Source organism: Homoserinimonas flava, assembly GCF_054969005.1.
Genome location: NZ_JBUEQS010000001.1, coordinates 239,261 through 266,013 on the forward strand (window position 1 = coordinate 239,261; position 26,753 = coordinate 266,013).

The 26,753-nt window shown below is 67.2% G+C and carries 24 protein-coding genes; 15 read left to right on the forward strand and 9 right to left on the reverse strand.

Annotation, left to right across the window (positions count from 1 at the left end; translation table 11 throughout):
- The first annotated feature begins 60 nt into the window (after window positions 1-60).
- Both ACY48M_RS01110 and ACY48M_RS01115 read left to right on the forward strand, forming a co-directional pair.
- Window positions 61-1,038 (forward strand): NAD-dependent epimerase/dehydratase family protein, encoded by a 978-nt coding sequence (locus tag ACY48M_RS01110; protein WP_462818399.1) that lies wholly within the window; start codon window positions 61-63, stop codon window positions 1,036-1,038.
- Window positions 1,035-2,216: a DegT/DnrJ/EryC1/StrS family aminotransferase gene (locus ACY48M_RS01115; RefSeq protein WP_462818400.1), complete on the forward strand. Its 1,182-nt coding sequence runs from the start codon at window positions 1,035-1,037 to the stop codon at window positions 2,214-2,216. Before ACY48M_RS01110 ends, ACY48M_RS01115 begins: the two co-directional genes overlap by 4 nt.
- A gap of 3 nt (window positions 2,217-2,219) precedes the next feature.
- Here ACY48M_RS01115 and ACY48M_RS01120 read toward each other — a convergent pair whose 3' ends face one another.
- Window positions 2,220-3,323 carry a glycosyltransferase family 4 protein gene (locus tag ACY48M_RS01120; protein ID WP_462818401.1) on the reverse strand — a complete coding sequence of 368 codons (1,104 nt, stop codon included), beginning with the start codon at window positions 3,321-3,323 and terminating at the stop codon, window positions 2,220-2,222.
- A 44-nt stretch (window positions 3,324-3,367) separates the two neighbouring features.
- Between ACY48M_RS01120 and ACY48M_RS01125 the strand changes: the two genes are divergently transcribed.
- Together ACY48M_RS01125 and galE are read left to right on the forward strand one after the other, a co-directional pair.
- Window positions 3,368-4,375 carry a glycosyltransferase family 2 protein gene (locus ACY48M_RS01125; RefSeq protein WP_462818402.1) on the forward strand — a complete coding sequence of 336 codons (1,008 nt, stop codon included), beginning with the start codon at window positions 3,368-3,370 and terminating at the stop codon, window positions 4,373-4,375.
- Complete coding sequence (gene galE, locus ACY48M_RS01130; RefSeq protein ID WP_462818403.1) at window positions 4,372-5,349, forward strand: UDP-glucose 4-epimerase GalE; 978 nt, start codon at window positions 4,372-4,374, stop codon at window positions 5,347-5,349. The genes ACY48M_RS01125 and galE overlap by 4 nt, the downstream gene beginning before the upstream one ends.
- A gap of 17 nt (window positions 5,350-5,366) precedes the next feature.
- On the opposite strand, the gene ACY48M_RS01135 is transcribed toward galE, so the two are convergent.
- Window positions 5,367-6,662 (reverse strand): O-antigen ligase family protein, encoded by a 1,296-nt coding sequence (locus ACY48M_RS01135; protein ID WP_462818404.1) that lies wholly within the window; start codon window positions 6,660-6,662, stop codon window positions 5,367-5,369.
- A gap of 97 nt (window positions 6,663-6,759) precedes the next feature.
- Here ACY48M_RS01135 and ACY48M_RS01140 point away from each other — a divergent pair, with 97 nt between their 5' ends.
- Window positions 6,760-7,746 carry a GDP-mannose 4,6-dehydratase gene (locus ACY48M_RS01140; RefSeq protein ID WP_462818405.1) on the forward strand — a complete coding sequence of 329 codons (987 nt, stop codon included), beginning with the start codon at window positions 6,760-6,762 and terminating at the stop codon, window positions 7,744-7,746.
- 11 nt (window positions 7,747-7,757) lie between these two features.
- Here ACY48M_RS01140 and ACY48M_RS01145 read toward each other — a convergent pair whose 3' ends face one another.
- Both ACY48M_RS01145 and ACY48M_RS01150 read right to left on the reverse strand, forming a co-directional pair.
- The gene (locus ACY48M_RS01145; protein ID WP_462818406.1) at window positions 7,758-9,143 is read right to left on the reverse strand and encodes an O-antigen ligase family protein; all 1,386 of its coding nucleotides are present in this window, start codon (window positions 9,141-9,143) and stop codon (window positions 7,758-7,760) included.
- A gap of 52 nt (window positions 9,144-9,195) precedes the next feature.
- A complete protein-coding gene (locus tag ACY48M_RS01150; protein WP_462818407.1) occupies window positions 9,196-10,374 on the reverse strand; it encodes an acyl-CoA dehydrogenase family protein in 1,179 nt (392 codons plus the stop codon).
- Window positions 10,375-10,566: 192 nt separating this feature from the next.
- Between ACY48M_RS01150 and manA the strand changes: the two genes are divergently transcribed.
- A complete protein-coding gene (manA, locus tag ACY48M_RS01155) occupies window positions 10,567-11,712 on the forward strand; it encodes a mannose-6-phosphate isomerase, class I (RefSeq protein ID WP_462818408.1) in 1,146 nt (381 codons plus the stop codon).
- A gap of 22 nt (window positions 11,713-11,734) precedes the next feature.
- On the opposite strand, the gene ACY48M_RS01160 is transcribed toward manA, so the two are convergent.
- Window positions 11,735-12,688 (reverse strand): GlxA family transcriptional regulator, encoded by a 954-nt coding sequence (locus ACY48M_RS01160; RefSeq protein ID WP_462818409.1) that lies wholly within the window; start codon window positions 12,686-12,688, stop codon window positions 11,735-11,737.
- A 101-nt stretch (window positions 12,689-12,789) separates the two neighbouring features.
- Here ACY48M_RS01160 and ACY48M_RS01165 point away from each other — a divergent pair, with 101 nt between their 5' ends.
- The 4 genes from ACY48M_RS01165 to ACY48M_RS01180 all read left to right on the forward strand — a co-directional run bounded on the left by ACY48M_RS01165 (window position 12,790) and on the right by ACY48M_RS01180 (window position 17,962).
- Window positions 12,790-12,945 carry a hypothetical protein gene (locus tag ACY48M_RS01165; protein ID WP_462818410.1) on the forward strand — a complete coding sequence of 52 codons (156 nt, stop codon included), beginning with the start codon at window positions 12,790-12,792 and terminating at the stop codon, window positions 12,943-12,945.
- 110 nt (window positions 12,946-13,055) lie between these two features.
- A complete protein-coding gene (locus ACY48M_RS01170) occupies window positions 13,056-13,379 on the forward strand; it encodes a WhiB family transcriptional regulator (RefSeq protein ID WP_462818411.1) in 324 nt (107 codons plus the stop codon).
- Window positions 13,380-13,509: 130 nt separating this feature from the next.
- A complete protein-coding gene (locus ACY48M_RS01175) occupies window positions 13,510-16,377 on the forward strand; it encodes a glycosyltransferase (protein ID WP_462818412.1) in 2,868 nt (955 codons plus the stop codon).
- Complete coding sequence (locus tag ACY48M_RS01180; RefSeq protein ID WP_462818413.1) at window positions 16,370-17,962, forward strand: DUF5719 family protein; 1,593 nt, start codon at window positions 16,370-16,372, stop codon at window positions 17,960-17,962. Before ACY48M_RS01175 ends, ACY48M_RS01180 begins: the two co-directional genes overlap by 8 nt.
- Before the next feature lie 25 nt (window positions 17,963-17,987).
- Here ACY48M_RS01180 and ACY48M_RS01185 read toward each other — a convergent pair whose 3' ends face one another.
- Window positions 17,988-18,425 carry a metallopeptidase family protein gene (locus tag ACY48M_RS01185; RefSeq protein ID WP_462818414.1) on the reverse strand — a complete coding sequence of 146 codons (438 nt, stop codon included), beginning with the start codon at window positions 18,423-18,425 and terminating at the stop codon, window positions 17,988-17,990.
- Window positions 18,426-18,449: 24 nt separating this feature from the next.
- Here ACY48M_RS01185 and ACY48M_RS01190 point away from each other — a divergent pair, with 24 nt between their 5' ends.
- The 3 genes from ACY48M_RS01190 (at window position 18,450) to ahcY (ending at window position 21,706) form a co-directional block, all read left to right on the forward strand.
- Window positions 18,450-18,656, forward strand: coding sequence for a DUF3499 family protein (locus tag ACY48M_RS01190; protein WP_462818415.1), 207 nt, complete (start codon window positions 18,450-18,452; stop codon window positions 18,654-18,656).
- Window positions 18,653-20,074 (forward strand): phosphomannomutase/phosphoglucomutase, encoded by a 1,422-nt coding sequence (locus tag ACY48M_RS01195; protein ID WP_462818416.1) that lies wholly within the window; start codon window positions 18,653-18,655, stop codon window positions 20,072-20,074. The genes ACY48M_RS01190 and ACY48M_RS01195 overlap by 4 nt, the downstream gene beginning before the upstream one ends.
- 171 nt (window positions 20,075-20,245) lie before the next feature.
- The gene (gene ahcY, locus ACY48M_RS01200; protein WP_462818417.1) at window positions 20,246-21,706 is read left to right on the forward strand and encodes an adenosylhomocysteinase; all 1,461 of its coding nucleotides are present in this window, start codon (window positions 20,246-20,248) and stop codon (window positions 21,704-21,706) included.
- A 104-nt stretch (window positions 21,707-21,810) separates the two neighbouring features.
- Here ahcY and ACY48M_RS01205 read toward each other — a convergent pair whose 3' ends face one another.
- Window positions 21,811-22,674 (reverse strand): RDD family protein, encoded by an 864-nt coding sequence (locus tag ACY48M_RS01205; protein WP_462818418.1) that lies wholly within the window; start codon window positions 22,672-22,674, stop codon window positions 21,811-21,813.
- Between the two features lie 16 nt (window positions 22,675-22,690).
- Between ACY48M_RS01205 and ACY48M_RS01210 the strand changes: the two genes are divergently transcribed.
- A complete protein-coding gene (locus tag ACY48M_RS01210; RefSeq protein ID WP_462818419.1) occupies window positions 22,691-23,686 on the forward strand; it encodes a stage II sporulation protein M in 996 nt (331 codons plus the stop codon).
- Between the two features lie 135 nt (window positions 23,687-23,821).
- Window positions 23,822-24,439, forward strand: coding sequence for a hypothetical protein (locus ACY48M_RS01215; RefSeq protein WP_462818420.1), 618 nt, complete (start codon window positions 23,822-23,824; stop codon window positions 24,437-24,439).
- 109 nt (window positions 24,440-24,548) lie between these two features.
- On the opposite strand, the gene ACY48M_RS01220 is transcribed toward ACY48M_RS01215, so the two are convergent.
- Together ACY48M_RS01220 and ACY48M_RS01225 are read right to left on the reverse strand one after the other, a co-directional pair.
- Window positions 24,549-25,226, reverse strand: coding sequence for a response regulator transcription factor (locus tag ACY48M_RS01220; protein ID WP_462818421.1), 678 nt, complete (start codon window positions 25,224-25,226; stop codon window positions 24,549-24,551).
- A complete protein-coding gene (locus ACY48M_RS01225; protein WP_462818422.1) occupies window positions 25,227-26,645 on the reverse strand; it encodes a sensor histidine kinase in 1,419 nt (472 codons plus the stop codon).
- Window positions 26,646-26,753 lie beyond the last annotated feature (108 nt).

Genomic DNA, 26,753 nt, shown 5'->3' on the forward strand with positions numbered 1-26,753 from the left:
CCCATCGCCGCTCCGCGGAGGGCGCTCCGGTAGGCTTGAGCCCATGGATTCCCGCAGCGAGTGCACCCTGTCGACGACTCTGCGGGCGCTCTGATGCGTGTCGTCGTGACGGGCGCGGCGGGCATGCTCGGGTCGAGCATTGTCTCCCAGTGGGCCGAGCTCCGACCAGACGATGAGCTTGTGCCGCTCACGCGCGCTGATGTCGACCTGCGTGATGCCGCGGTCACCGCGGCGGCGATCGCGCACCTCAAGCCGGACGCGATCATTCATGCTGCCGCCCGCGTCGCCGGTATCACCGAAAAGCTCGAGCGGCCCGCCACCTTCTTGCAGGAGAACCTCCAGCTCGACACGAGTGTGATCTCTGCGGCGATCGCAGCAGAGGTGCCCGAGTTGCTCTACATCTCGAGTGGCGCCATCTACCCGGCGGATGTCGCGCAGCCGATCCGAGAGGAGGCCCTGCTTCACGGCCCGCTCGAGGGCGCGAATGAGGGCTACGCGCTCGCAAAGATCACCGGAACCAAGCTCTGCGAATATGCGAGTCGTCAGTACGGCTGGGCCTATCGCGCGGCCGTGCCGAGCAACCTCTTCGGGCCGGGCGACGACTACCGGCCCGGCCGTGCGCACCTCGTCGCCTCGACGATTGCGAAAGCGCACGCCGCCGTCGTGAACGGCGATGACACCATCGCTGTCTGGGGCGATGGCACGGCGCGCCGAGAGTTCACCTACGCTCCCGACCTTGCCGCCTGGCTCATCGGCCAGGTGGGCACCCTTGCGTCGTGGCCCGCCACCCTCAATCTGGGTGTGGGCAGCGACCATTCGATTCGCGAATACTATGAGGCAGCGGCCACCGCTGCCGGATTCTCCGGCACCTTCGAGTACGACACATCGAAGCCCTCCGGCGTCATGCAGCGGCTCCTCGATTCGAGCCGGGCTCGTGCGCTCGGCTGGAACCCCACCACGAGCCTCAGTGACGGCTACGCCGCGTGCCTCGCCGCCTATCTCGACACTCTCACCACCGATCAAGGATTTACGCAATGACCGAAGCACCCCAGGGATTCCCCCTCGCAACCTCGAGCTGGGACGAGGCGGAGTATGCCGCCATCCAGCGGGTCGTTGACAGCGGCCGATTCACGATGGGCCCCCTCGTGCGGCAGTTCGAAGCCGACTTCGCCGCGCACTTCGGGGCGAAGTTCGGCGTGATGGTCAACTCCGGCAGCAGCGCAAATCTTCTCGCTATCGCCGCAGCAGTGCTCGACCCGCGCATCGACCTCAACGCCGGTGATGAGGTGCTCGTGCCAGCGGTGTCGTGGGCGACGACGTATTACCCTCTTCACCAGTACGGCCTCATCCCGCGCTTCATCGACATCGACATCGACACGCTGAACATGGACCTCGACCTCGCCGAGCAGGCGATTGGGCCCAAGACCAAGGGCATTTTCGCGGTCAACCTGCTCGGCAACCCCAACGACTTCACCCGGCTCCTCGCCGTGGCCGAGCGGCACCAGCTGGTGTTGCTCGAAGACAACTGCGAGTCCCTCGGCGCCCGTGACGCCGGCACGTGGGCGGGAACCGCGGGCCTCATGGGCACCTTCAGCGCCTTCTTCTCCCACCACATCTCCACCATGGAGGGCGGGATGATCCTCACGGACGACGAGCAGCTCTCGCAAGAGCTCACGTCGTTGCGCGCGCACGGCTGGACCCGCGAGCTCCCCGACAAGAACCACGTCTTCGACAAGACCGGCGACCGCTTCGACGATCTGTTTCGTTTCGTGCTCCCCGGCTACAACGTGCGCCCGCTCGAAATGTCGGGTGCGATCGGCATTGAGCAGATCAAAAAGGTGCCGGCACTCGTGCAGGGTCGTCGCGACAACGCCGCCTACTTCGTCGAAAAGTTCGCTGGGCTCGACACAGTGCGCCTGCAGCGCGAAACGGGCGAGAGCAGCTGGTTCGGGTTCTCCCTCGTGCTCGAGGGCGCCCTCGCAGGACGCCGGTCCGAGGTTGCACACGCCCTCGAGGCGGTCGGCGTGGAGGCCAGGCCCATCGTGGCCGGCAACTTTGCCCGCAACCCCGTGATGCAGTACCTGCACGCGGTCGTGCCGGATGAGCTTCCCGCTGCAGACAAGGTGCATGTCGATGGGCTCTTCGTCGGCAACCACCACTACCCGGTGCATCCCGGCATAGACCTCGTGTACGACACGCTCGCTGCCCTGTCCTGACCGTCAGCCGGCGGGGTGTTGTAGTGCCTTTGTGAATGACGCGAGCGTCGCTTCGGCGACCCGCTCCCACGAGAACTGGGCCGCGCGCTGCAACCCGAGGCTCGTGAGTTCGTGCTGCCGCGCGGGGTCGCCGCTGAGCTGCACGACGGCGCGGGCAAGATCGACCGGGTCGCCCGCAGTGAAGTAGTCAGCGGCATCCGCCCCCACCTCCCTGAACACCTCGGTGTCGGCGAGGATGACGGGCAGGCTGATCGCCATCGCCTCGAGGGTCGGCAACGAGAAGCCGGTCGCGAGGGTCGAATCGATGAGGGCGGTCGCCGTCGCGAACAGGGTCGCGAGTTCTTCGGTCGAAACCCAGTCTTTGAGGTCGACCCACGCTTCGAGCCCCAGCTCGCGCACGAGCGGAATCAGCGGGTCCTCGCCGTGGCTGCCCGTAATCACGAGTCGGGGCCGCTGCTCGGCGGGGATCTGAGCCCAGGCGCGGACAACCGTCTCGAAGTTCTTATACGGGCTGCGCTGGCCGATCGCGAGAAACAGGTCGGTGCGCCGCGTCGTGCCAGTGCCGGCCGCGGCACCTGACGTGCGCCCCGCGAGTGGGATCACGTCGATGCGGTCGTCGGCAAACTTGAGGTAGCGGCGGATGGCGCTCGCCGAGTACTCGCTGATGGTGATGAGGCGCGACGCCCTCGCAGCGCCCTGGCGTTCCATCCACTTGACCGGGCCGGTGAAGAGCTTGGTCTGCATGAGCTCCGGATGCGAGAAATAGAGCAGGTCGTGCACCGAGATGACGACCGGCACCGACGGGTTGAGCGGGCCGAACATCGCCGGCCCGTGGATGAGGTCGGCGCCAGCAGCGCGGGCAGCGCGCCCCACCTTAAACAGCTCGCCGTAGGCCCAGCTGAAGCGGTTCTCGCCGCTCACGCCAGAATCGATCATCTCGCCGGGAAACCAGGAGTGGTCGCGCTGCATGAGCTCCGAACTCGCGTAGCCCACGAACTCGAACCCGCCGGGTCGCTCGCCGAGTCGCTGGTAGAGCTCGCGGGCATAGATCTCGATGCCCCCCTTCGTTCCCGTCGACTGGAGCAGGTTGACGAAGACGCGAGGCATGCGCCCAATGCTAGCGGCGGGGTCGCGCCGCTAGGCTCGACCGGGTGACAACCATCTCCGTGGCGCTGGCCACCTTCAACGGTGAGCGGTTCATCGCCGAGCAGGTAGGCAGCATCCTCACGCAGTCACGGCGACCCGACGAACTGGTTGTCGCCGACGACGGCTCTACTGATGCAACCCTCGACATCATTCGCGGCAGACACGATGACCTCGGCGATGGCATTGCACTTCGCATCCTCGAGCCGGGGAATCGACTCGGTGTCGCCGCGAATTTTGCCCGGGCGCTCACCGCGTGCACCGGTGAGCTCATCGCGTTGAGCGACCAAGACGATGTGTGGCATCCCGATCGACTCGCACGCGCGGCAGTCTCGTTCGAGCGCCGACCTGCTCTCCTGCTGCAGCACAGCGACGCCGAACTCGTCTCGGGCGACGGAAGCCCACTCGGTGTCGGTCTGCTCGACGCGCTCTGGGTCTCAGGTGCCGAGCGCAACCAGATTGCCGCAGGCCACGCGTTCGAGGCGAACCTGCGCCGCAACCTTGTGACGGGGGCGACGGTGATGCTCAGGGCGACGCTGCTCGACCGGGCGCTGCCGGTGCCCCCCTCGTGGGTGCACGACGAATGGCTCGCGATCATCGCTGCGGCGACCGGCGAGGTCGAGCTGCTCGATGAGCGACTCATCGACTACCGCCAGCACGGCGGCAACCAGATCGGGGCCACCAAACCGACCCTGCGGTATCGCATCGGCCGGATGCTCGAAGAGCGTGGCGACCGCTATGAGCGACTTGCGCGCCGCGCCGAGGCGCTCGCCGTGCAGCTCGAAACCTTGCCGGTTGACCCCGCTCGTGTGGCCGCAGCACACGACCGCGCCCGATTCGACCGTGTGCGCGCCGCCCTGCCCCGCCGCCGGCTTGCCAGGCTTGGCCCAGTGCTGCGCGAGCACCGCGCCGGCTCCTACCGCAGACTCTCGAGCCAGGGCACCCTAGATGTGCTCCGCGACCTGCTCCAGCCTGCCCATGATGGAATGAAGATCATGAGAGAGAAGACACCATGAGCGTGCTCGTCACCGGAGGGGCCGGCTACATCGGCTCCCACGTTGTGCGGCTCCTCCACGATCGCGGCACCGGGGTCGTCATCGTCGACGACCTCAGCAATGGCGTGTCGAGTCGTATGGAGGGCTTCCCGAGCTTGCAGATCGACCTCGCGACGGATGCCGCCCCGACCGCCGTCCGTGCCCTCATCGACGAGCATTCCGTCGATTCGGTCATCCACTTTGCGGCCCGCAAACAGGTCGGCGAATCGGTGCAGCGACCCGCCTGGTACTACTCGCAGAACATCGGATCGCTCGCGAACGTGCTCAGCGCGATCGAAGGCAGTGGCGTGAATCGGGTCGTGTTCTCGTCGTCCGCCGCCGTCTACGGCGAGCCGGCGACCGCGAGTGTTGCGGAGGATGCGCCGACCCTGCCCATCAACCCGTACGGCCAGACGAAGCTCATCGGCGAACAGCTGCTCGCGGCATCCGTTGCCCCCCTCGGCATCTCGGCGACCTCGCTCCGCTACTTCAACGTCGCGGGTGCCGGCTGGCCCGATCTCGGCGACACCGCGGTGCAGAACCTCGTGCCCATGGTGTTCCAGCGGCTCGATGCGGGCGGGCAGCCGCGCATCTTCGGCGACGACTACGCGACGCCAGATGGCACCTGCATCCGCGATTACATCCATGTGCTCGATCTCGCCGAAGCCCACCTCGTCGCGCTCGACCACCTCGAGGCCCGTCGCGCCGAGGATGCTGAGCCTGTCGCATCCGTGTTCAATGTCGGCACCGGGCAAGGAAGCAGTGTGCGCGAGGTGATCGATGCGATCGCCCGCGCGTCTGGCCGCGACCTCGATCCCGAGGTGGTGCCGCGCCGCGCTGGCGACCCACCGAAGCTCATCGCTGACCCGAGTCGCATCCGCGAGGTGCTCGGTTGGCAGGCGAAGCACGGACTCGACGACATCGTGCGGTCGGCCTGGCAGGCGCACACGGCCTGACCTCCACCGACAGCGCCTCAGAGGCCGGATGCACCATCCCGAGGCAGTCTCGTGCGCCAACTCAGGTTGCGCGACGCCATGACGGCGCACATGACGAGGGTGAGCCAGCCGAAGCCGACGAGGATAGTGCTCTCGGCGAGGGTCGTCGTCGCGAGCACCAGCAGCACGAGCGCAGGCCACACATACGTGATGGTGCGCCGCCGCGTCGCGAGCAGCCACGAACGCACCAGAGCGAGGCCCAGGAGGGCGACGAAGGCGATGAGGCCGACAAGCCCGAGCTGGAACACCACATCGACGAAGCCGTTGAGCGCGGAGGCGTGCTCACGCCCCGCCACCAGAAACCAGGAGTACGGCGGGATGTCGCGTGGCCAGATCCCGGCCCAGCCGGCACCCTGGATGGGGTTGAGTTGGGCGAGCGAAAGCACCTGCACCCAGAGGGTGTACCGCAGCTCGAATTCGCTGCCGGCGTTGAGCAGCTGGATGACGGTGCCGCGCGCAATCCACGCGATTGCGAGCCCGAAGCCGAGCGTGATGACGAGCGCGAGGTTGAGGATGCGCCGGAGCGGTTCGCCCGCTCGACGAATTCCGAAGAGCACCCCGGTTGCGACGATGAGCACGCCGAGCACCCCGGCGGTGACGGGGGACTGGGTCAGCGTGACGATGAGGAGCGCGAATCCGAGCGACGTCGCCGACACCCAGCGACTCACCGAGCGAGTTGCGAGCTCCACGAAGAAGGTCATGACGGCGATCGCTGCGACGACACCGAACTGGTTGCGGGTGCCGAGCAGGCCTTCGAGCGGCCCGCCCTGGTCGAGATTGCCTGAGATGCCGAGAAAGGGGATCGGCATGTCGATGAGCAGCCCGGCAAACACCTCGGCCATGAGCGAGAACGCGAGCACGACCCGCAGCACGTCGCCAACCGCGCGCACAAGCTGCAGCAGGTCTCGGCTCAGCGCGATGAACACCCCGAGAAAGGCCACGACCAGCTGATAGGCGATGCCGCCAAGCGACGACCAGTTGTATTGACTCCACAGGATCGACAGGGCACTCCACCCGACGAAGATGAGGAGCGAGATCGGCAGCATCCCGTGCCATTCGAGCTCGCCGCGCCGCACCCAGAGTGACCCGGCACCGAGCACCGCGATCGTGGCGAGCATGGCACCATAGCCCCACCAGCCGATCATCGCGGTGATGGGGTAGGCGAAGAAGACGGTGCCGAGGGTGGCGAGGGTCGCGGCCTTTGCGAACGCGGCAGACCCGAGAAACGCCCAGCCGGCGTCAGGGATGAAGTGTGCTCGCGGTTGGGATCCCATGGGGCATTCAGGCTACGGCATCCGTCGGGGCCCCGCGTGTAGAGTTAGGCGACCCAATCCGAGTCACACCCCACAATCTCCGCGGAGGAACATACCGATGAAGCGCGCACTCATCACAGGAATCACAGGCCAGGACGGCCTCTACCTGGGTGAGCTGTTGACCTCGAAGGGGTACGAGGTGTACGGCCTCGTTCGCGGGCAGAACAACCCGAAGCTCGACACGGTGCGGCGCATCCTCCCCGACACGAAGCTGATCTTCGGTGACCTCACCGACCTGCCGAGCCTCATGCGGGCGCTCGAAACCTCCCAGCCAGACGAGGTCTACAACCTCGGCGCAATCTCGTTCGTTGCGTACTCGTGGGAGAACGCGTCTATGACGACGGATGTCACGGGCAAGGGTGCCTTCAACATGCTCGAGGCCACGCGGCTCTGGGCTGGCGACGACGTGTCGAAGGTCCGCTTCTATCAGGCCTCCAGCTCGGAAATGTTCGGCAAGGTGCAGGAGGTTCCTCAGCGCGAGTCGACCCTCCTGTGGCCCCGCTCGCCCTACGGTGTCGCGAAGGTCTACGCGCACTACATGACCATCAACTACCGCGAGTCCTACGGCATGCATGCCTCATCGGGCATCCTTTTCAATCACGAATCGCCTCGCCGTGGGCCGGAGTTCGTGACGCGCAAGATCACCCAGGCTGTTGCGCGGATCTCGCTCGGACTGCAAGAGACCATCGCGCTCGGCAACCTCGACGCGAGCCGCGACTGGGGCTTCGCTGGTGACTACGTCGAGGCGATGTGGCGGATGCTGCAGCAGCCTGAGGCCGACGACTATGTGATCGCGACGGGCGAGACCCAGACGATCCACACGCTCCTCGATGTCGCCTTCGCCCGGGTTGGCATCACCGATTGGGCCAAGCACGTCACGCAAGACCCGCGCTTCATGCGCCCCGCCGAGGTAGACCTGCTCGTCGGCGACCCCGCGAAGGCACGCGAGGTGCTCGGGTGGACTCCCACTGTCGACTTCCGTCAGCTCATCGAGATGATGGTCGATGCTGATCTCGAGGAGCAGCGCCGCCATATCGCTCGCTGAGCTGGCGCTCGCTACTCGACCGGCGTGCGTCGAGGCATCCAGCGCTCTGGGCCGTCGATCGTGACCGCCGGTCGTCGGGTTGCGAACGCGAGATAGCTCAGCAGCAACCAGCCGTACTCGAGCAGCAACCGGCTCTCGGCGAAGCTCTGCACGATGAGCGCCGTGAGGAGCAGGATCGGCAGCAGGGCGAGCGCCCGGTCGCCACGCCGTGATGCGGATGCCCCGTCGAGCGCGATAAACCACGTGCGGGTCGCGACCGAGACCACGAGCGCGCCGAACACAATGAGGCCGATGAGGCCGAGCTGAAGAACGACGTCGAGCCACGCGTTGTGGGCGTGCAGCTGCTCCGTGTCGTTGCGAATGACGAGCCCGTCAAACGGTTCGACAAACGGCACCCAATAGCTCACCCACCCCCAGCCGGCGACGGGGCGCTCCGAGGCGAGGTCGGCGACGATGCGCCAGATGTCGAGCCGCCCAGTGAGCACGCCGCTGCGTTCCAGGGCGGAGAGCAGCTGCTCGCTCATGATGACGGCAACCGTGACGGCGCCCGTAGCGAGCAGCAGGAGCGCACTCCCCAGCGTGAGCCGCGCCGCTCCGATCGGAACACGGTGCACCAGCCACACGAGCGCCACCACGAGCACAGCAGCGGCGAGCGCGGCAAAGATAGTCGCGGAGCCGGTGAGCGCTACCGTCGCCACCGCGAGCACCAGCCACGCGATCGTGGTCACGCTGCGGCGACGCGGGGTGGTGGCATCCGCTGCACGCGGGTCGTCGAATGGCACGAGGTCACGGTCGACCCACCACTGGATGCTGAACGCGATGACGCCGATCAGGGCGATGAAGCCAAGGGTGCTCGCATTGCCAACGATGCCCTGGATGGGGCCGCCCTCGAATACCTCGCCGCGGGACCACGCGTAGGTGATCGGCACCTCATCGACCTTCCAGTCGGTGAAGAACGCGAACACCGGTTCGCGCACGACCACGGCGACGAACAGTTCGAAGACGATCGAGAGCGCGAGGATGAGTTTGACGGTGCGCGCGAGCACCCGCAAGAACGCCCGCCAGTCGAGGGTGAGCGCAAGCAGGGCGGCACCCGCCGTCGTCAACCACTGGACGAGCACGCCGAGCGCAGACCACTCGGGGTAGGCCGACCAGGCAATCGAAAGCGTTGCCAGCACGAGGAATGCGAGCAGGGGATACGGCATGCTGTCTGGCCGGATGTCGCGGCGACGACGAGCGAGCATGACACCGCCAACGATCACCAGCGCCGCGGCGACAACCCCCCAGCCCACCCACGAGATCGTGTTGCGCCAGGCATCGCCCGCGAGCAGGGTGAAGAGCCCCAGCGTGGCGAAGACTTCGACACCGCGCGACGGTGAGGGTGCGGTGCGGAGCATGGAGTCGATCCTATTGCGGGTGGTGCCGGACGTTTGTCGGGCGGGCCCCTGCTCAGACGAAGGCGGCCTTGCCCGTGATCGCCCGGCCGACGATGAGGGTGTTCATCTCGCGCGTGCCCTCGTAGGAGTAGTAGGCCTCGGCGTCGGCGAAGAACCGCATGACGTCGTAGTCGGTGACGATGCCGTTGCCGCCGAGCACTTCGCGGCACCAGGCGACGGTTTCGCGCATCCGGCTCGTCGTGAACGCCTTCGCGAGTGCCGAATGCTCGTCGCCCAGGGTGCCCTCGTCGCTCATCTGGGAGATGCGCATGCACATCGACAGGGAGGCGGTGATGTTGCCGAGACTCTTCACGAGCAGGTCTTGCACGAGCTGGTGGCTGCCGATTGTCTTGCCGAACTGCACCCGCTCGTTCGCATACTTCACGGCGGCCTCGTAGGCACCCATTGCGATGCCGACGGCGCCCCACGCGACATCCGCCCTTGTTGCGCGCAGTACGCGGGCCGTGTCCTTGAAGCTGTTGGCGCGCTCGAGCTTCAGGGCGTGCGGCACGACGACGTCGGTGAGCACGATGTCGGCGTTTTGCACCATGCGGAGGCTCTGCTTGTTTTCGATTTTGGTGGCGCTGTAGCCGGGGGTCGAGGTGGGTACGATGAAGCCCTTCACCTGGCCGTCTTCGACGTCTTTCGCCCAGATGACGACGATGTCGCTGAAGGTCGCGTTGCCGATCCACCGCTTCTCACCGTTGAGCACCCACTGCTCGCCGTCGCGGCGCGCGGTCGTGCGGAGGCCCTGCGCGCTGTCGCTGCCGCTGAGCGGCTCGGTGAGACCGAAGGCGCCGATGATCTCGCCCGCCGCCATGCGGGGCAGCCATTCTGCGCGCTGTGCCTCGCTGCCGCACTCGGCAATCGCACCCATCGCGAGTCCGTTGTGCACGCCGACGTAGGTGCTCACGCTCCCGTCGATGCGGGAGAGTTCGATCGCAACCCAGCCCCGAAAGACCGCCGAGTTTTCGAACGCCCGGGTTTCCTCCCAGGCGAGACCGGCGACACGGTGCTCTGCGATGCCGGCGATGAGCTGGGTGGGGAACTCGGCGCGGTTCCAGTGGTCGTTGACGATGGGTTTGATGTCACGCTCGAGCCACTGACGCAGTGTCGCGAGGTAGTCCTTCTCCTGCTCGGTGAGCGTGGACTCGAAGCCGTAAAAGTCGGCGGCGAGGGGTTCGAAAGCCATGGTGTCTCCGGTGGGTGTCGGTCGGCCCAGGCGACGTGGCCCGCGGTGCGGGTTGGTGCCGGGCAGGTCGCGTTGAGCCTAGGCTCGCCGTCGGGCCCGCCCAAAGCGCTTGGTACTTTGGTCTAACCCGCATTGCGCCCGATTCGCGGGTGTTTGTAGCCTGCCGTCAAGCGATTGCCCGAGGTGTTGTCGATGTTGTTGCGCATCACGAATGTTCCGCGCGCATACGCGTGGGGCTCCCGCACGGCGATCGCCGAGTTCCGGGGCGTCGAGCCGTCGGGTGAGCCCGAGGCGGAACTCTGGCTCGGCACCCACCCGGGCAGCCCCACGCTGGTCGTCGGCTCGGATGCCGCGGGCCTTCCATCGACGCTCGCCGAGGTGCTCGCATCCGAGGGCGCGGGTGCAGAGTCCGCGCTCCCGTTCCTCCTCAAGCTGCTCGCTGCCGAAACGCCGCTCTCGTTGCAGGCGCACCCGACCGCGGAGCAGGCGCGCGCGGGGTTCGAGCGTGAGAATGGCGACGGCATCCCGCTCGATGCGCCGCACCGCAACTATCGCGACCCGTTTCCGAAGCCGGAGATCATCGTTGCGGTGAGCGAGCGCTTCGATGCGCTCTGCGGGTTCCGCGATCCTGCGGAGTCGGCGGTGGCGATCCGCGAGCTCGCCGGCGACGACGACATTGTGACCGCGTTCGCCGACCGCGTTGTGTCGGAGCCGCTCGAAACGGTGCTTGAGTGGCTGCTCACGAGGGGCGATGGTGCCGACGCGCTCGTCGACCGCGCGACCGCGCTGGCGCAGCGGGCACCCGGTGCAGCGGCCGATACGGTGCGGATGCTCGCGGCCGAGTACCCGGCAGACCCCGGTGTGGTCGTCGCCCTGCTGCTGCACCGCGTGTCGCTTGCGCGCGGGGAGGCCCTGTTTTTGCCGGCGGGCAACATCCACGCGTACCTCGCCGGCTTCGGTGTCGAACTCATGACGGCGTCAGACAACGTGCTTCGTGGCGGGCTGACGCCCAAGCACATCGATGTGCCAGAACTCCTTTCGGTGCTCGACTTCAGGCCGCGCCCCGTGCCGTTGATCACGCCGACCGAGGTGGGTGCTGGCGTCGACGCGTTCAGGCCCGCTGAGGTCGGTTTTGAGCTGGTGCGCGTGCGCAACGGCGCATCGCATCTGGCCGCACCCCGGTCGATTGTGCTCTGCACGGCGGGTGCGGGGTCGGTGCGCGCCGACGGCGACACCGTGCAACTCGCGAGAGGGGACGCACTCTACGTCTCCGCGGGTGAGGATGCGGTCGTGGCGGCCGGCGCCAGCGCCGAACTCGTGGTGGCGGCAGCCGTCTAACCCGGCACGTCGCGGCGGATGCTCAGCCAGCCGCGCGCGGCCCGAAGGTGCGCCGATAGGCGGTCGGTGTGGTCTGCAGTGTCTTCACGAAGTGGTGCCGCATGACGGCGGCGGTGCCGAAGCCGCACGAAGCGGCGATCGACTCGAGCCCCCGGTCGCCCTGCTCCAGCATCTGCTGAGCCCGGAGCAGGCGCTGGCGATTGAGCCAGGCGGCGGGGGTCGCGCCCATGTCGGCGCGGAAGCGGCGGGCGAACGTGCGAGGCGACATGAGCGCCTTCCGTGCCAATTGCGCCACCGTGAGGTCTTCGTCGAGGTGCTCAAGCATCCAGTCGGCGATCGCCGCAAACGAGTCGCTCGAGCATTCCGCGACGGGGTTGCCGATGAACTGGGCTTGGCCGCCGTCGCGCTGGGGTGGCACCACCATGCGGCGGGCGATGATGTTGGCGGCGGTCGCGCCGAGCTCGGTGCGCACCACGTGGAGCGCTGCGTCGATGCCGGCGGCGGTGCCGGCGCCCGTGACAACGTGGCGGTCGTCAACGAAGAGCACGTCGCGATCGACCTCGGTGCCAGGGAACTCGGCGGCGAGCTGCGACGTGTACATCCAGTGTGTGGTGCTGCGCCGGCCGTCGAGGATGCCGGCGGCGCCGAGCAAGAACGCCCCGCTGCACACGCTGAGCACCCAGGCCCCGCGCCGTTCGGCGGCCTGGACGACCTCGATGAGGGCGGGGTCGTAGTTGCCGATGCTGTGTGCCGGCACGGCAATGAGGTCGGCATCGGCGGCGGCAGTGAGGTCATCATCAATGACCATGTCGTAGCCCATATTGGTCGGCACGCGGCCAGGGTTGGCGGTCACGATCGAGAAATCGAAGTTCGGGCCGCCCATCGCGCTGCGGTCGACCCCGAACACCTCGCAGACCACCCCGAACTCGAAGGGGGCCACGCTCGGGATGGCGAGGAGCACGATTTTCTTCAACACGGTGTTCTCCTGGCGAGGCTTCGGACGTTTGGCACGAATGTGCCGAACACTGGCAAGTCTGCCACTCGCGGCAGAAATTGCAAGTTCGTAGCGTTACTGCCATGGAAATCATAGGAATCGGGATCGTCGCTGCGGCGGCCATCACGGCAACGGCATGGCAAGTGGCGCGCGATGGACTGCGGCGGGTGCCGACACGCGAATATGGTCGAGACGATCCAGATCGCGAGGGAGTCTGGGCGCGCCGCAACCCTCGATGATCGATTGAGGCTTTACGATTTGCGACTTGACTCCGGCGAACTACACAGGTGTAATTATCCCAATGCGTTTTCTGCGCAAGTCGCACGCAGGGCCGAGGGGAGAGTGTGATATGGCGCCGGACCTACAACGGGGTGTTCCCGACGATTGGTTTGTCGATCCCGTCTCCCTCGGCGTTCCGGGGGTTCGCCGCCCCCGCATTGACGACGAAGACAACGTCCTCGCCTGGCAGGCGGACTCGCTCTGCGCGCAGACCGACCCAGAGGCCTTTTTTCCCGAAAAGGGCGGTTCCACGCGCGACGCCAAGAAGATCTGCACCTCGTGCGAGGTCCGCGTCGAATGCCTCGAATACGCACTGGCAAACGACGAACGCTTCGGCATCTGGGGTGGGCTTTCCGAGCGCGAGCGCCGCAAGCTTCGCAAGCGCGCCGTCTAAGCGCCGAGCCGTCTCAGCACTCGGCTGGCCATTGCGCTTGGCGGCACCTCCTGGCGGCATCCTGTCGCGACTCTCGACGCGCCTGCGTGTCTCGGAGTCCGCGCCGTGAGCAGCACGTAGTCTCGAACAAATGCGCCAGAGAGTCACCGTCGTGCTCGTCGCCCGCAATGGAGGCGACCTCCTTGAGCGCACCCTCGCGGCCCTCGCCGCCCAGACGCAACGCCCCGATCGTCTGATCGCGGTTGATGTCGCCTCGAGCGATGCGACCCAGTCGATTCTCGCCTCGGCACACCCCAGCCAGCTCCTTTCGCTGCCGCACCGCGCATCCTCGACCTTTGGTGCCGCCGTCGCCCACGCCGTCGACGGTGGTGCCTCAGACGATCCGGATGCCGAGTGGCTGTGGCTGCTCGCCCACGACGGTGCGCCGCACCCGCGTGCCCTGCAACAGTTGCTCGCCGCCGTCGAAATTGCACCCTCGGTAGCGATCGCCGGGCCGAAGGTCATGGACTGGGCGCGGCAGGATGTCATCCTCGACTTCGGAGAGTCGATGACCTCACGCGGGGCGTCGGTGGCGCTCGTGGAGAATGAGCTCGACCAGGCGCAGCACGACATCACGGAGGACGTCCTCGGCGTCGCGGCGAGCGGAATGCTCGTGCGTCGATCGGTGTTCGAGGCGATCGGCGGCTTCGATCCCGGCCTGCCGGGCATCGACGCGGGGCTCGACCTCTGCGTGCGGGCCCGCCTCGCGGGGCATCGGGTCATCGTCGTGCCCGGCGCCAAGGTTGCTGCGATTGGCGGCCCAGCAGAGTTCGACCGCCCCGGCATGAGTGCCACCCGCCGGGCGCGGCTCGCGCGCACCGCGCAGCTCCACCGACGTCTCGTCTACGCGCCATCGCTCGCGGTGCCGCTGCACTGGCTCAGCCTTGTGCCGCTCGCCTTCCTCCGCAGCCTCTGGCACCTTTTGGCGAAGCATCCGTCTCGCATTCCAGGGGAGTTTGCCGCGGCGATCGCCGCTGCCCTCGACAGTTCGGTCGCTCGCGCCAGGCGCACCCTCGCCCGCTCGAAGCGGGTGGGCTGGGCTGCCATTGCGCCGCTTCGGGTGACGGCGGCCGAGATGCGAGAGCGGCGAGGGCAGGCCAGAGAAGTATTCGCCGCCTCGGCAGCCGCCGAGCCGGCGAAGATCGGCTACCTCGGTGGTGGCGGGCTGTGGGTTGCCGTCTTTGCGGCGATCGCGAGCATCATTGCGTTCGGGCCGATCCTTGCCGCGAGTGCCGTCTCCGGCGGCGGGCTCCTTCCCCTCAGCGCCAGCATCGGCGAACTCTGGGCCAACGTCGGCATCGGCTGGCGCGAGATTGGCACCGGCTTCAGCGGGCCAGCCGACCCATTCGCCGCGGTGCTCGCCGTGCTCGGCACCCTCACCTTTTGGTCGCCGTCACACAGCATGGTCGCGCTCCTCATCGCGGCGATGCCGCTCGCAACCGTCACCGCCTGGTTCGCGGCGCGCAGGCTCACCTCCGTGCGGTGGATCCCGCTCGTCGCCGCAATCGTGTGGGCCGTGGCCCCATCCTTCCTTTCGAGCCTCATGACGGGGCACCTCGGTGCCGTGATCTCGCACATCCTCCTGCCGTGGCTCGTGCTCTCGGCCATCAAGGGTGCCCGCTCGGTCTCGGCGGCCGCCGTCGCCGCGCTCCTGTTCGCCGTCATCGCGGCAAGCACCCCCGTGCTTGTGCCGGCCCTTCTCATCGCCTGGATTGCCTGGATGGTGGCGAACCCGCGAGGGCTCGGCCGGCTCATCGGCATCCCGGTGCTCGCCGCCGTGCTGTATGCGCCGCTCGTGATCGAGCAGATTCAGCGCGGCACACCCCTCGCCCTTCTCGCCGACCCTGGGGCTCCATCGGCCGCCGGGGCCACTTCCGGCTGGCACATGGCCCTCGTGAGCGCCTCGGAGGGGCTCAACGGTTGGGCGAGTGTCGTTGCGCAGCTCGGCCTCCCGCACGGCAGCGCACACGTCATCGCCGCCGTGCTCCTGGCGCCCATCGGCATCCTCGCGATTCTCTCCCTCGTGTTTCCCGGCACCCGGCGTGCCGTGCCGTCACTCGCGCTCGCCTTCCTGGGGTTTGCCACCGCCGTGCTCTCGACCCGGATCGCCGTCGTTGCGCTCGGTGATAGCACCGTGTCGGTGTGGTCTGGCAGCGGTCTCAGCCTGTTCTGGCTCGGGCTGATCGGAGCGCTCATCGTCGCACTCGAAGGGCTCGAGGCTGCCGATCGACGGAGCCGCCTCGCTGGCATCGCGGGCGTTGTCGTCTCATTTACGACGCTCGCGGTTTCTGTGCCGCTGCTGCTCGCCATGCACCTCGGCACCGCCGACATCCGCGCCACCGATGGCCGGCTTGTCCCCGCCGTCGTCGATGCGGAGGCCCGCACCTCGCCACAGATCGGCACGATTGTGCTCACCCCGACCGGCGAAGGGGCGCTCCTCGCGACCCTGCAGCGAGGCACAGGAGCAACCCTCGATGCCCAGTCGACACTGGATGCCACGGCGGCGACCCTCAGCGATGACGAGCAGACACTCGCACGGCTCGTCGGCAATCTCGCATCGCGCGGAGACTATGACCCCTCCGATGATCTCGAAGAGCTCTTTGCGGGGTTCATCGTGCTCGCTGACCCCCCGGCAGGCCTCACTCAGGAGGAGCAGCGCGCCGCCGACGCTGTCGCAGAGCGCACGACCGACTCGCTCGACGGCAAGGTAGAACTGACCTCCGTCGGCGACACCGCCCTGGGCATGCTGTGGCGGGTGGCCGAGCCGCCTGCCGACACGCTCGAGACGAGGGTCGGCAATATCGACACCCTCGAGGGGCGCATCCTGCTCGCGGTGCAGGGCGCGATTGCGCTCATCGTGCTGCTGCTTGCGGTGCCGACGCAGCGCCGTCGCAAGCCGCGCGCGCAGTCGCTCGGCGACGAGCCGGCAACGACATTTGATGAGGAAACCGATGACTGAGCCACGCGACGACCACACGACGCCCGGCAGCAGCGGGAGTGCCGGGCGGGATAGTGACGGAACTGGCGACATCGATCTCTCGGCGACCCCGGCCCCCGTGTGGGAGTCCGGGCTCGACGCCGGGTACGACGATCCGGAGCCCGAAGTGCCCAAGGCGCCGCGCACGCTCAAGGGCGCCGCAATCGTCTCGGCGCGGCTCGTCACGGGCCTGATCGGTCTCGCGATCGCGGTCGCCGTGCTCGCGGCTGCCATCGTTCTCCCTCTACCAACGGTGTCTGCCGAACCGCCAGCGGTCACGGTGACTCCCGCGGAGGCATCGCAACAGCGTGTCTGTGCCGGGCCCCTCCTGCGGCTCGGAGACGACAGCGGGGCGCAGGCCACCACCGCGTCACCGCTCGGCGACCCGACGCTCACGATCGGCGTGAGCGACGGCGACGCAGACGAGACGGTTGCCTCGAGCGACAACGGGGCAGGGGCAGACATCCTGAGCCTTGCCGATGCTGACGGCGACGGCGCGCTCCTCGCTGGGAGCCAGGCCCAGACCGTTGCAAGCGGCGACTTCGTCGGCTCGGCCGCGGCCGAATGCCTTGAGCCGCGCGATGACACGTGGCTCGTTGGCGGTGCCACGACGACAGGGCGGACGACCCTCCTCACCGTCGTCAATCCCGGTGAGGTCACCGCGACCATCGACATCACGGTGTACTCGGATGCCGGTGCCGTGAGCGCACCCGGAACCTCCGGTATCGCGATCCCACCGGGCGAGCAGAGGGTCTACTCGCTCGCGGGGCTCGCCCCTGGGCTTGCGAGCCCGGTCGTGCGCGTGGAGAGCGACGGAGCCCTCGTCGTCGCGACCCTCCAGCAGTCCACCGTGCGCACGCTCGAGCCCGGCGGCATCGACATCGTGACGGCGGCGACGTCCCCGTCGACTGAACTCACCATCCCCGGCATCGAATTCGCCGACCACGAAACCCTCGAGGCGGCGATCACGGGGGAGGACTACCTCGACCTCAACGCCGCTCTCAGATTCTTTGTGCCCGGTGAGGAGCAGGCTCACGCGACTGTGACCATGGTGCCGCTCGCTGAGGCGGGCGGCGAGGCGGTGGGGGAGCCCATTGACATCAGCGTGACGCTCGACCCTGGGCGCGTCACCGAACTCCCGATCGCCGAGTTCGAGCCCGGAAGCTATGCCGCCACGATCACGTCAGACGTGCCGATCGTCGCCGGCGTGCGCACCGCAAACGTCAACGATGACGGCGAAAACGACTTCGTGTGGCTTTCGGCGGTCGAGCAGCTCGATGACGATGCGCTCGTTGCTGTCGCGCGCGGCACGAACCCCGTGCTCAACCTTGTCAATACGGGTGACCAGGCCGCCGAGGTGGTGCTCTCACGCGGGGACGCCGAGCGCACGATCGAAATCCCAGCGGGTGGCGGGGTGTATCTCACGGTCGCCGCCGGTGTCACTTACGGTCTCAGCGGGGCTGAAGGCATTGCGGCGAATATCGGCTTTCGAGGAGACGGCACCATCGCGGCGCACACCGTGAGCCCCAGGGCGCCGAGTTCGAGCCCGATCGTCGTCTACCCCTGAGCTCACGTGACCTGAGCCGGCGCGGCTAAATGTGGCGAAAGCGATCCGGTGCGAGTTCCCACGGGTCTTTGCCGAGCAGCTCGGCGACGGCGCGAAAGACGCAGCTCTCGATCACCATGCGCCGGTGCAACTCGTCATCCCGGTGCAGGCGTGCGAGCCGCTCGATCGGCAGACGATAGAGCACGATGCGTCGCTGGTTCGGAAACACGCTCCACCGTGCGACGCCACCCCGCAGCCCCGCCGCCCCCGGCACCGCGGCGACCTCGAAGCGGGCTTCGGCGAGTTCATCCGGCCACAGGTCTTTGAGATAGCCAGCCGCCGACGCGACAGTCATGTCGAAGACGTCGAGGCGGGTGCGCAGCGGGGGCAGGTATGGGCCGGACACCGAGGCGCGGATGCCACGTCCGTGACGATCCCGACCGCCGCCGCGCTTCGATGCGCGTGTGCTGCGGGTTCTGGGCATATGGCCAGTCTAGGCTGGTGCCAAATGGATGGACGGCCCTGCAGCAAGGTCGCGTGTGCGAGCACCGCGGTCTCCACGCTCACCTACGATTACCGCGACTCGATGGCGGTGCTCGGCCCGCTCAGCAGGCAGGCGGAGCCGCACAGCTACGACCTCTGCGAGCGGCACTCTGAGCGGCTCTCGGCGCCGCAGGGGTGGCAGGTCATCCGTCATGTAGCTTTGGGGGCATGAGCGCCTCCACCCCGATCGACCTCGCACCGTTCATTAAGGCCTACGACGTGCGAGGGCTGGTCGGCAGTCAGCTCACCGATGAGGTTGTCGCGGCGCTCGGCGCCGCATTCGTCGACGAGGTGGATGCTGCGGGCGGCGACATCATCGTCGGCCACGACATGCGCGATTCCTCACCCGCCTTCGCTGCAGCCTTCTCGAAGGGGGCCCGTGCGCGCGGCGCCGATGTCGTACTCATCGGACTTTGCTCGACCGACGAGACCTATTTCGCCTCCGGCAGCCTCGATGCGCCGGCCGCGATGTTCACCGCAAGCCACAACCCCGCGACCTACAACGGCATCAAGTTCAGCCGCGCCGGGGCCCAGGGCATCAGCTTCGACACGGGGCTCAAGGGCATCCGCGACCGCGCGACCGCGTACCTCCGCGACGGTATCGAGTCCGTCGAGACGCCGGGGTCGCAGCGTGAACTCGACGTGCTCGCCGACTATGCCGCATACCTGAGAGACCTCGTCGATCTCTCGAGCATCCGCCCCCTTCGCGTCGTCGTCGATGCGGGCAACGGCATGGGGGGTCTCACCGTGCCGGCGGTGCTTGGCACGAGCGCCGGCCTTCCCGGCCTACCCCTCGAGATCATTCCCCTGTATTTCGAGCTCGACGGCACGTTCCCCAACCACGAGGCGAACCCCCTCGACCCCGCGAACATCGTCGACCTGCAGGCCGCTGTTCGCGAGCACGGCGCCGACCTCGGTCTCGCCTTCGACGGCGACGCCGACCGCTGCTTCGTGGTCGACGAGCATGGAGACCCCGTCACGCCGTCCGCAGTCGCGGCGGTCGTTGCCCTCCGCGAAATTGACCGTGTCCGCGCCGCCGAACCAGAGGCCGAGATCACGGTCATCCACAACCTCATCACCTCCCGCATTGTGCCCGAAATGATCGAAGATGCCGGGGCCACCGCCGTGCGCACTCGGGTCGGCCACTCGCTCATCAAGGATGAGATGGCGGCGACCGGCGCGATCTTCGGCGGGGAGCATTCGGCGCACTACTACTTCAGAGATTTCTGGGGTGCAGACAACGGCATGCTCGCGGCCATGCACCTCCTCGCCGAGTTCGGCACGCAGGATGCCCCGCTCTCCGAGTTTGCGCGTCGCTTCAACCCCTACTTCCAGAGTGGCGAGATCAACTCGACCGTCACCGACATCCCGGGCGCCTACACGCGCATTGTTGACGCCTTCACGACGGAGGGCGAGTTCGACGAGCTCGACGGACTCACGGTGAGCGGGGCATCCGAGGCAGGGTTTTGGTGGTTCAACGTGCGCCCCTCAAACACGGAGCCGCTGCTGCGGCTCAACGTCGAGGCGAAGGACGAGTCAGCGATGGCGACCGTGCGCGATCGGGTGCTGGCCCTCATCCGCGCTGAGTAGTAGCTCCGTCGCGTCGAGTAGTAGCTTCGCGACCTCGGAAATTCAGGAGATCCTCACGCTGAGATCGGGTCGGTCCCCGGTACTTCGGCCAGGCAGGCGAATCTCCTGAATTCTCGTGATGCCGGGTCGCTCCGCAGGCAAAGCCTCGTGGCGGTCTGCGAGAATTGTCGGATGCCTTCCTTTGACTTCAAGGTCGCCGACCTGTCCCTCGCCGAGTCCGGCCGCCACCAGCTTCGCCTCGCCGAGAATGAGATGCCGGGCCTCATGGCCCTGCGCGAGGAGTTCGGCCAGGCGAAGCCACTCGCCGGCGCCCGCATTGCCGGCAGCCTGCACATGACGGTGCAGACGGCCGTGCTCATCGAGACCCTTGTCGCACTTGGGGCTGGGGTGCGCTGGGCGAGCTGCAACATCTTCTCGACCCAGGATGAGGCTGCCGCCGCGATCGTCGTCGGCACAGGCACCCCCGAGTCTCCCGCCGGAGTGCCGGTCTTCGCTTGGAAGGGCGAGAGCCTTGAGGAGTATTGGTGGTGCACCGAGCAGATCTTCGATTGGAGCGCCGAAGCATCCGCCGCCGGTGCCGACTGGATCGGCCCGAACATGATTCTCGATGACGGCGGCGACGCGACCCTCCTCGTGCATAAGGGGCGCGAGTTCGAGCTCGCCGGTGTGGTTCCGGATGCCGCGTCGGGCGACAGCCACGAATGGTCCGTCATCCTCGACACCCTCCGTCGTTCGCTCACGTCGAGCGCCGACCGCTGGACGCGCATCGCGGCGGAGCTGCAGGGCGTGACGGAAGAGACGACGACCGGGGTGCACCGCCTCTACGAGCTCGCCCGCGGCGGGGAGCTGCAGTTTGCGGCGATCAACGTCAACGACTCGGTGACGAAGTCGAAGTTCGACAATAAGTACGGCATCCGTCACTCGCTCCCGGACGGGCTCAACCGGGCGACCGATGTGCTCATCGGCGGCAAGGTGGCGTTCGTCTGCGGCTATGGCGACGTCGGCAAGGGCGCCGCCGAGGCGCTGCGGGGCCAGGGCGCTCGCGTCATCGTGAGCGAGGTCGACCCGATCTGCGCGCTGCAGGCCGCGATGGACGGCTACCAGGTCACGACACTCGAATCGGTCATCGACCAGGTCGACATTGTCGTCACCGGCACCGGCAACAAGGATGTCATCACTGTCGAGCACCTTCTGGGGCTCAAGCATCTCGCGATCGTCGCCAACGTTGGTCACTTCGACAACGAGATCGACATCGCCGGTCTTGAGCGCCTCGAGGGTGCCGAGTGCGTCGAGATTAAGCCGCAGGTGCACGAATGGCGGCTGCCGAGCGGCCGGAGCGTGCTGCTGCTGAGCGAGGGGCGCCTCATGAACCTTGGCAACGCCACGGGGCATCCGTCGTTCGTCATGAGCAACTCGTTCACGAACCAGGTGCTCGCCCAGATCGAGCTTTTCGCCCACGGCGACCGTTATGAGCGGGACGTGTATGTGCTGCCGAAACACCTCGACGAGAAGGTCGCGCGACTCCACCTCGATGCCCTCGGCGTGAAGCTGACACGGCTCAGTGCCGAGCAGGCGGCGTACATCGGCGTGAGCGTTGATGGCCCGTACAAGGTCGACCACTACCGGTACTGATTCGCCTCGCCGGTTGAGTAAGCCCGCGAGGGCTGTATCGAAACCCGGGATCGCTCGCGTGGTGGTTTCGATACGCTCGTCCCTCGCTACTCAACCGGCGGCAGTCAGCGCTCCGGGAACCGGTGCGGAAGCCCGCCGAGCACCGGTTCGAGTGCCGCGAGGCGTGCGCGTTCGTCGAGCAGCGCGCGGTATTCACGATCGCGCCGCACCGCAGCGACGCCCGCGAGGAAGATCTCGGCGTCGCACTGTGGCACCGGCGAGACGAAGCGGCTCGCTTCGCTCGCAAGGTCGTGGGCGAGGCGTTGGCGCGAAAGCTCGGAGTGCCCATCGGCCTGACGCAAGAACTGGGCGATGCGGCGCGAGAGCCCACCGGGCATCCGCGCAACGTCGGCTGTCGCCGACCAGTCGACGAGTTCGAGCGGCACACCGAACACAGGCGGGGTGGCCTTTGATACGCGCTCGTGTTGGCTGTAGGTGCCGGCCATGACGTCGCCGAGCCGCTTCGATCGGCTGTTCAAGAGCGCCGTGATGGTGGCGATGCCGCCGAGGGTCATGAGGATCTCGATCACGCCGACGAGCGACCGGATGAAGGCGTGCCTGAAGCGAATGGCGCCGCCGTCGTCACGGACGATGCGAGCGCCGATGGCGAGTTTGCCGAGCGAACGACCCTGCGTGATGGTTTCGACGGTGGTGGGGACGACGACAACGCACAGAACGAGCATGGCGACGGTGATCGCTGTGAGGGTTGCTTCATCGACGAGCTCCGACACGAGGGGCGTCGAGATGACGAAAAAGACACCGAACACGACAAGAAGGTAGACGACCCAGTCGATGATCGCTCCCGCCGCGCGAAGGATGAAATCGGCGGGTCGCAGGGCAAGCGCCACGGCCTCGCCGGTGATGAGCTCCTCTTCGGCGAAGGGGGCGACGGCGGCGGGTGTGATTGCTGCGGCGGGCTCCCTCGACATGCCAGTATCTAATCAGATGGATATTGACGCCTTTGCCGCAGCGCACCGCGATGAGTGGGATGAACTGACCCGCCTCGGGGCGAAACGTCATTTCACGGGCGCGGAGGCCGACGCGCTCATCGAGCGTTACCAGTCGGGCGCGACTCATCTCTCGGCGCTCCGCACGGCGACCGGGCCGTCGGTGCAGGCCGATCGCCTCTCGCTCGCGCTTTCCCGCGCGCGTCTGCGGTTCACGGGGGCAGGCAGCAATGTGATGCGTCAGCTGCCACAGTTTTTTGGTGCGCAGCTGCCGGCGGCGTTGTATCGCATCCGGTGGCTCTCGCTTGCCGTCACCGCCGGCACCGCCGTCGTCGCGGTGCTGTTCGCCTGGTGGGCCCTCCAAACGCCGGGGGTGCTCGCGACCTTTGGCACGGAGGAGTTTCGGCGACAGTTCGCGGAGGAAGACTTCGTCGCGTACTACTCGGAGCACCCGCCATCATCGTTCACGGGCCTGGTGTGGACCAACAACGCGTGGATTGCGGTGCAGTGCATCGCGTTCGGCATCGTCGGTGTCTACGTGCCCTACCTCTTGATCGCGAACGCGCAGAATCTCGGGTTGTCTGCCGCGATCATGGCCGAGAATGGCCGACTCGACTACTTCTTTCTCTACATCGCCCCCCACGGTCAGCTCGAGCTATATGCGATCTTCGTCGCTGCCGCCGCCGGGCTCGCAATCTTCTGGTCGTGGGTCGCTCCAGGGGCGCGGACCCGTGGCACGGCGCTCGCGGAGGAGGGGAGGGCGCTCATCACGGTGGCGATCGGGGTCACGCTCGGGTTGCTGCTCTCCGGGGTCATCGAGGGCTACATCACGCGTCTCGACTGGCCATGGCCGATCAAGATCGGGATCGGCACGATCGCGCTCGCTGCGTTTCTCGCGTACCAGTGGGTGCTTGGGCGTCGCGCCGCGCTCGCAGGCGAGACCGGTGACCTCGACGACTTCGAGGCGGGCGCACGGCGCCTCGTCGCTGGCTGAGCACCGAGCATCGCCCACCGCGCACGCCGCCGCAGATGAGAACTTTCTCATCTCAGCGGCGCGGCGCTCTCATCAGCAGACGGAATACTTCTGACCGTCTGTCGGAGCGCCAACCCAGCGCTCGAGAGGAGCCCAGTGCGATTGAAGCCAGTGCGATTCAGGCCAGAGCGAGCCAGGCCAGTGCGGGCTCATGGCGCCATGTTCACTGTTGGCGGCGCCGTGGTCGTGGTCGGCCTGCTCGCAGGGGGAATCGCATCGGGTGCTACGACGCTCTCGGCGAGTGACCGTCAATCAGAGGTTCTCGGCATCGAGGGCGTCTCCGGCACGGCCGCCGACCGGCTTCCTGTCGATAAGGAAAAGCGCATCCCCGAGGCACCGTCGGTCAGTGCGGATGCGGCGGCACCGCCACCAGCGGCGGCCCTTGATGCGGTGGCTCCCGAGGCTCCGGTTTCTCCTGTTCCCGCGGTTCCGGTTCCGCCCATCGCCACGCCGGACGCGCCGGTCGAAGTGCCTCCAGTGGCGCCCGTGCCGACAGGCCAACCGGCAGCGACGGTGTCGGACCGCGATGGCACTGCCGTCGATCGACCTGCCGAGCCCGCAGAGTCGGACAACGACCGTCAGCATCCTGAACGTGGCGGGGGCTCCGAGGGCAAGTGGCAGGGTGAGGGGCGTGACGCGCCTGAGGGCGTGAAGTCACGCGACACCGACAACGACGAACGGGGCGGCAAGCCTTACGGCGACGGTAACGGGTAGCTGTTCGCCGTGGGCACGGTCACTCGATGGCCGTGTGGGGCGGGGGTCGGCGGGTCGGGACCTGCCGACCCCCTTCGACCCCGCGGGTTTTTGCTGGCTGCGTCGCGTCTCAGATGGACTGGCGGCTTGTGAGGCGGTAGCCCATTCCGCGCACTGTCTCGAGACGGTGGCGGCCAATTTTCTGCCGCAGGTATCGCACGTACACGTCGACGACATTCGATCCTGGGTCGAAGTCAAAGCCCCACACCCGGCTGAGCAACTGTTCCCGGCTCAAGACCTGCTCCGGATGCATGAGGAACTCTTCGAGCAGGGCGAACTCTCGCGCGGAGAGATCCACCGCGACGCCGCCGGAGCGCACCCGCCGCGTCTTGAGGTCGAGCTCAAGGTCGACGAAGGTGAGGCTGTCGGTTCGCGTGGTTTCGGACTGGGTGTCTTGCAACCGCACTCGCACTCGGGCGAGGAGCTCATCGAAGCGGAAGGGTTTCGAGACGTAGTCGTTGGCGCCGCCCTCAAACCCGGCGACGGCATCCTGTGCCGAGTCGCGTGCCGTGAGGATGACGACAGCGATGGCGTTGCCTTCGGCCCGGAGGTGCTGCAACACCTCGAAGCCGTCGAACCCCGGCAGCCCGATGTCGAGCACCATGAGGTCGAACTGGCCGGTCCTGGCGGCGGCGAGGGCCGACGGCCCGTCGCGTTCGACTTCCACGCCGAATCCGGCCGACCGCAGCCCCTTCTTGATGAAGCTGGCGATGCGGTCTTCGTCTTCGGCCACCAAAATCCGTGCCATCTATCGTGTCCTTCCGCGCGGATGCCGTGTGGTGCGCGGCAGCCTGATGACGACGCGGGTGCCGATTCCGCCGCTCACCGCGAACGCCGTGCCGCCGTGCGCCTCTGAGATGGCCGCGACGATGGCGAGCCCGAGCCCTGACCCTTCGACGCCGCGACCCTCGTCGGCCCGGGTGAAGCGTTCGAAGACGCGAGCGAGGTGGTCAGCGGAGATCCCTGGGCCGTAGTCGCGAACCCAGAGATCGACGGTCGATCGCCCGAGCTCATCTGCCGACGTCGCGCTGCCCATCTCGATGGCACTGCCTGGCGGTGAGTATTTGGCGGCGTTCTCCGCGAGTTGCAACCAGGCTTGCGTGACGCGGCGGCTGTCGAGCCTGGCCTTGGCATCCGCTGTTGCCGTGAGTGACCATTCGTGGTCGTTGGAGAGCATCCGAGCTTTGGCGAACACGGTGTTGGTGAGATCGCCGACGGGCGTCTCGCTGGTGCGCACGAAGCCTGGGGTGCGGCTTTTTGCGAGCATGGCGATGTCTTCGACGAGGATGTTCAGCCGGTCGAGTTCGTCGATCGCGATGGCGCGGGTTTCGTTGATGTCCTCCGGATGCTCGGGGTCGAGCAGTTCGAGGTGGCCGCGCATAATCGTGAGGGGCGTCTTGAGCTCGTGCCCCACATCGTCGAGCAGTCGGCGTTGGCTCAAGAACCCCTCTTCGAGTCGCTGCAGCATGCCGTTGACGGTGCGAGCGAGATCGCTCACGTCGTCGCGCCCGATCACGGTGATGCGCCGCGAGAGATCGGTTTCGGTGATGCGGTCGGCCGTGTCGCGGAGCCCTCTGATGGGCTTGAGGAGTCGGCCGGCGACAGCCCAACCGACGAGTCCGACGAGACCGAGCGTGACGGCGGCGAGCGCGGCGTAGGTGCCGAATGCCTGCGAGATCGATTGGAGTTCGGCGTCGAGGTTGTAGGCGGCAACGTAGAGGCCGTCGTCGGGGTCGCCCTCGATTGAGATGGGGATGATGACGTACCGCAGGGTGCCCGCGGAGGCTTCGGCGGTGCCCATCACGACGCGTTCTGGGTGAGCCTCGCTGAGTATGCGGTCGATGAAGGCGGCATCGTCGTCGATTCTGAACGCGAGGTCAGATGACGGAACGAGGGCCGGCCTGCCGTTGATGATGCCGACCGTGCTCTCGTTGTGGTCTGGGAGTACTCGCTGCATGGCTTGCGTCAGAAACGCGGCGACGGTCGACGGCGGTTGTTCGAGCTCGCCACCGTCGGCAATGAACTGGAGGCCTTCGACCGTCTGCGTGAGCCGGTCGTCGATTCCACCGAGCACACGCTCCCGCTGCAAGATGTAGGCGGCACTGCCCGCGAGGGTCATACCGAGGGCGGTGACGAGCAGGATGGACGTGAGGATGCGCGATCGCACCGATCGTAGGGAGTGGGCAATTCGCTGGAACCTCACGTGCCCATTATGGGGGCCATGAGGCCGATTCTGACGGTTCGATTCTGCGGTGGTGTCGGCGGCCGCACCGGT

Excerpts from the sequence above, each read along its gene's own strand:
- ACY48M_RS01140 (WP_462818405.1), top strand. The coding sequence starts at position 6,760 with ATGAAGCGCGCACTCATCACAGGAATCACAGGCCAGGACGGCCTCTAC.
- ACY48M_RS01180 (WP_462818413.1), top strand. The coding sequence starts at position 16,370 with ATGACTGAGCCACGCGACGACCACACGACGCCCGGCAGCAGCGGGAGT.
- ACY48M_RS01220 (WP_462818421.1), bottom strand. The coding sequence starts at position 25,226 with ATGGCACGGATTTTGGTGGCCGAAGACGAAGACCGCATCGCCAGCTTC.
- ACY48M_RS01150 (WP_462818407.1), bottom strand. The coding sequence starts at position 10,374 with ATGGCTTTCGAACCCCTCGCCGCCGACTTTTACGGCTTCGAGTCCACG.
- ACY48M_RS01165 (WP_462818410.1), top strand. The coding sequence starts at position 12,790 with ATGGAAATCATAGGAATCGGGATCGTCGCTGCGGCGGCCATCACGGCA.
- ACY48M_RS01135 (WP_462818404.1), bottom strand. The coding sequence starts at position 6,662 with ATGGGATCCCAACCGCGAGCACACTTCATCCCTGACGCCGGCTGGGCG.
- ACY48M_RS01115 (WP_462818400.1), top strand. The coding sequence starts at position 1,035 with ATGACCGAAGCACCCCAGGGATTCCCCCTCGCAACCTCGAGCTGGGAC.
- ACY48M_RS01175 (WP_462818412.1), top strand. The coding sequence starts at position 13,510 with ATGCGCCAGAGAGTCACCGTCGTGCTCGTCGCCCGCAATGGAGGCGAC.
- ACY48M_RS01120 (WP_462818401.1), bottom strand. The coding sequence starts at position 3,323 with ATGCCTCGCGTCTTCGTCAACCTGCTCCAGTCGACGGGAACGAAGGGG.
- ahcY (WP_462818417.1), top strand. The coding sequence starts at position 20,246 with ATGCCTTCCTTTGACTTCAAGGTCGCCGACCTGTCCCTCGCCGAGTCC.
- ACY48M_RS01210 (WP_462818419.1), top strand. The coding sequence starts at position 22,691 with ATGGATATTGACGCCTTTGCCGCAGCGCACCGCGATGAGTGGGATGAA.
- ACY48M_RS01190 (WP_462818415.1), top strand. The coding sequence starts at position 18,450 with ATGGATGGACGGCCCTGCAGCAAGGTCGCGTGTGCGAGCACCGCGGTC.
- ACY48M_RS01185 (WP_462818414.1), bottom strand. The coding sequence starts at position 18,425 with ATGCCCAGAACCCGCAGCACACGCGCATCGAAGCGCGGCGGCGGTCGG.
- ACY48M_RS01170 (WP_462818411.1), top strand. The coding sequence starts at position 13,056 with ATGGCGCCGGACCTACAACGGGGTGTTCCCGACGATTGGTTTGTCGAT.
- manA (WP_462818408.1), top strand. The coding sequence starts at position 10,567 with ATGTTGTTGCGCATCACGAATGTTCCGCGCGCATACGCGTGGGGCTCC.
- ACY48M_RS01145 (WP_462818406.1), bottom strand. The coding sequence starts at position 9,143 with ATGCTCCGCACCGCACCCTCACCGTCGCGCGGTGTCGAAGTCTTCGCC.
- galE (WP_462818403.1), top strand. The coding sequence starts at position 4,372 with ATGAGCGTGCTCGTCACCGGAGGGGCCGGCTACATCGGCTCCCACGTT.
- ACY48M_RS01195 (WP_462818416.1), top strand. The coding sequence starts at position 18,653 with ATGAGCGCCTCCACCCCGATCGACCTCGCACCGTTCATTAAGGCCTAC.
- ACY48M_RS01205 (WP_462818418.1), bottom strand. The coding sequence starts at position 22,674 with ATGTCGAGGGAGCCCGCCGCAGCAATCACACCCGCCGCCGTCGCCCCC.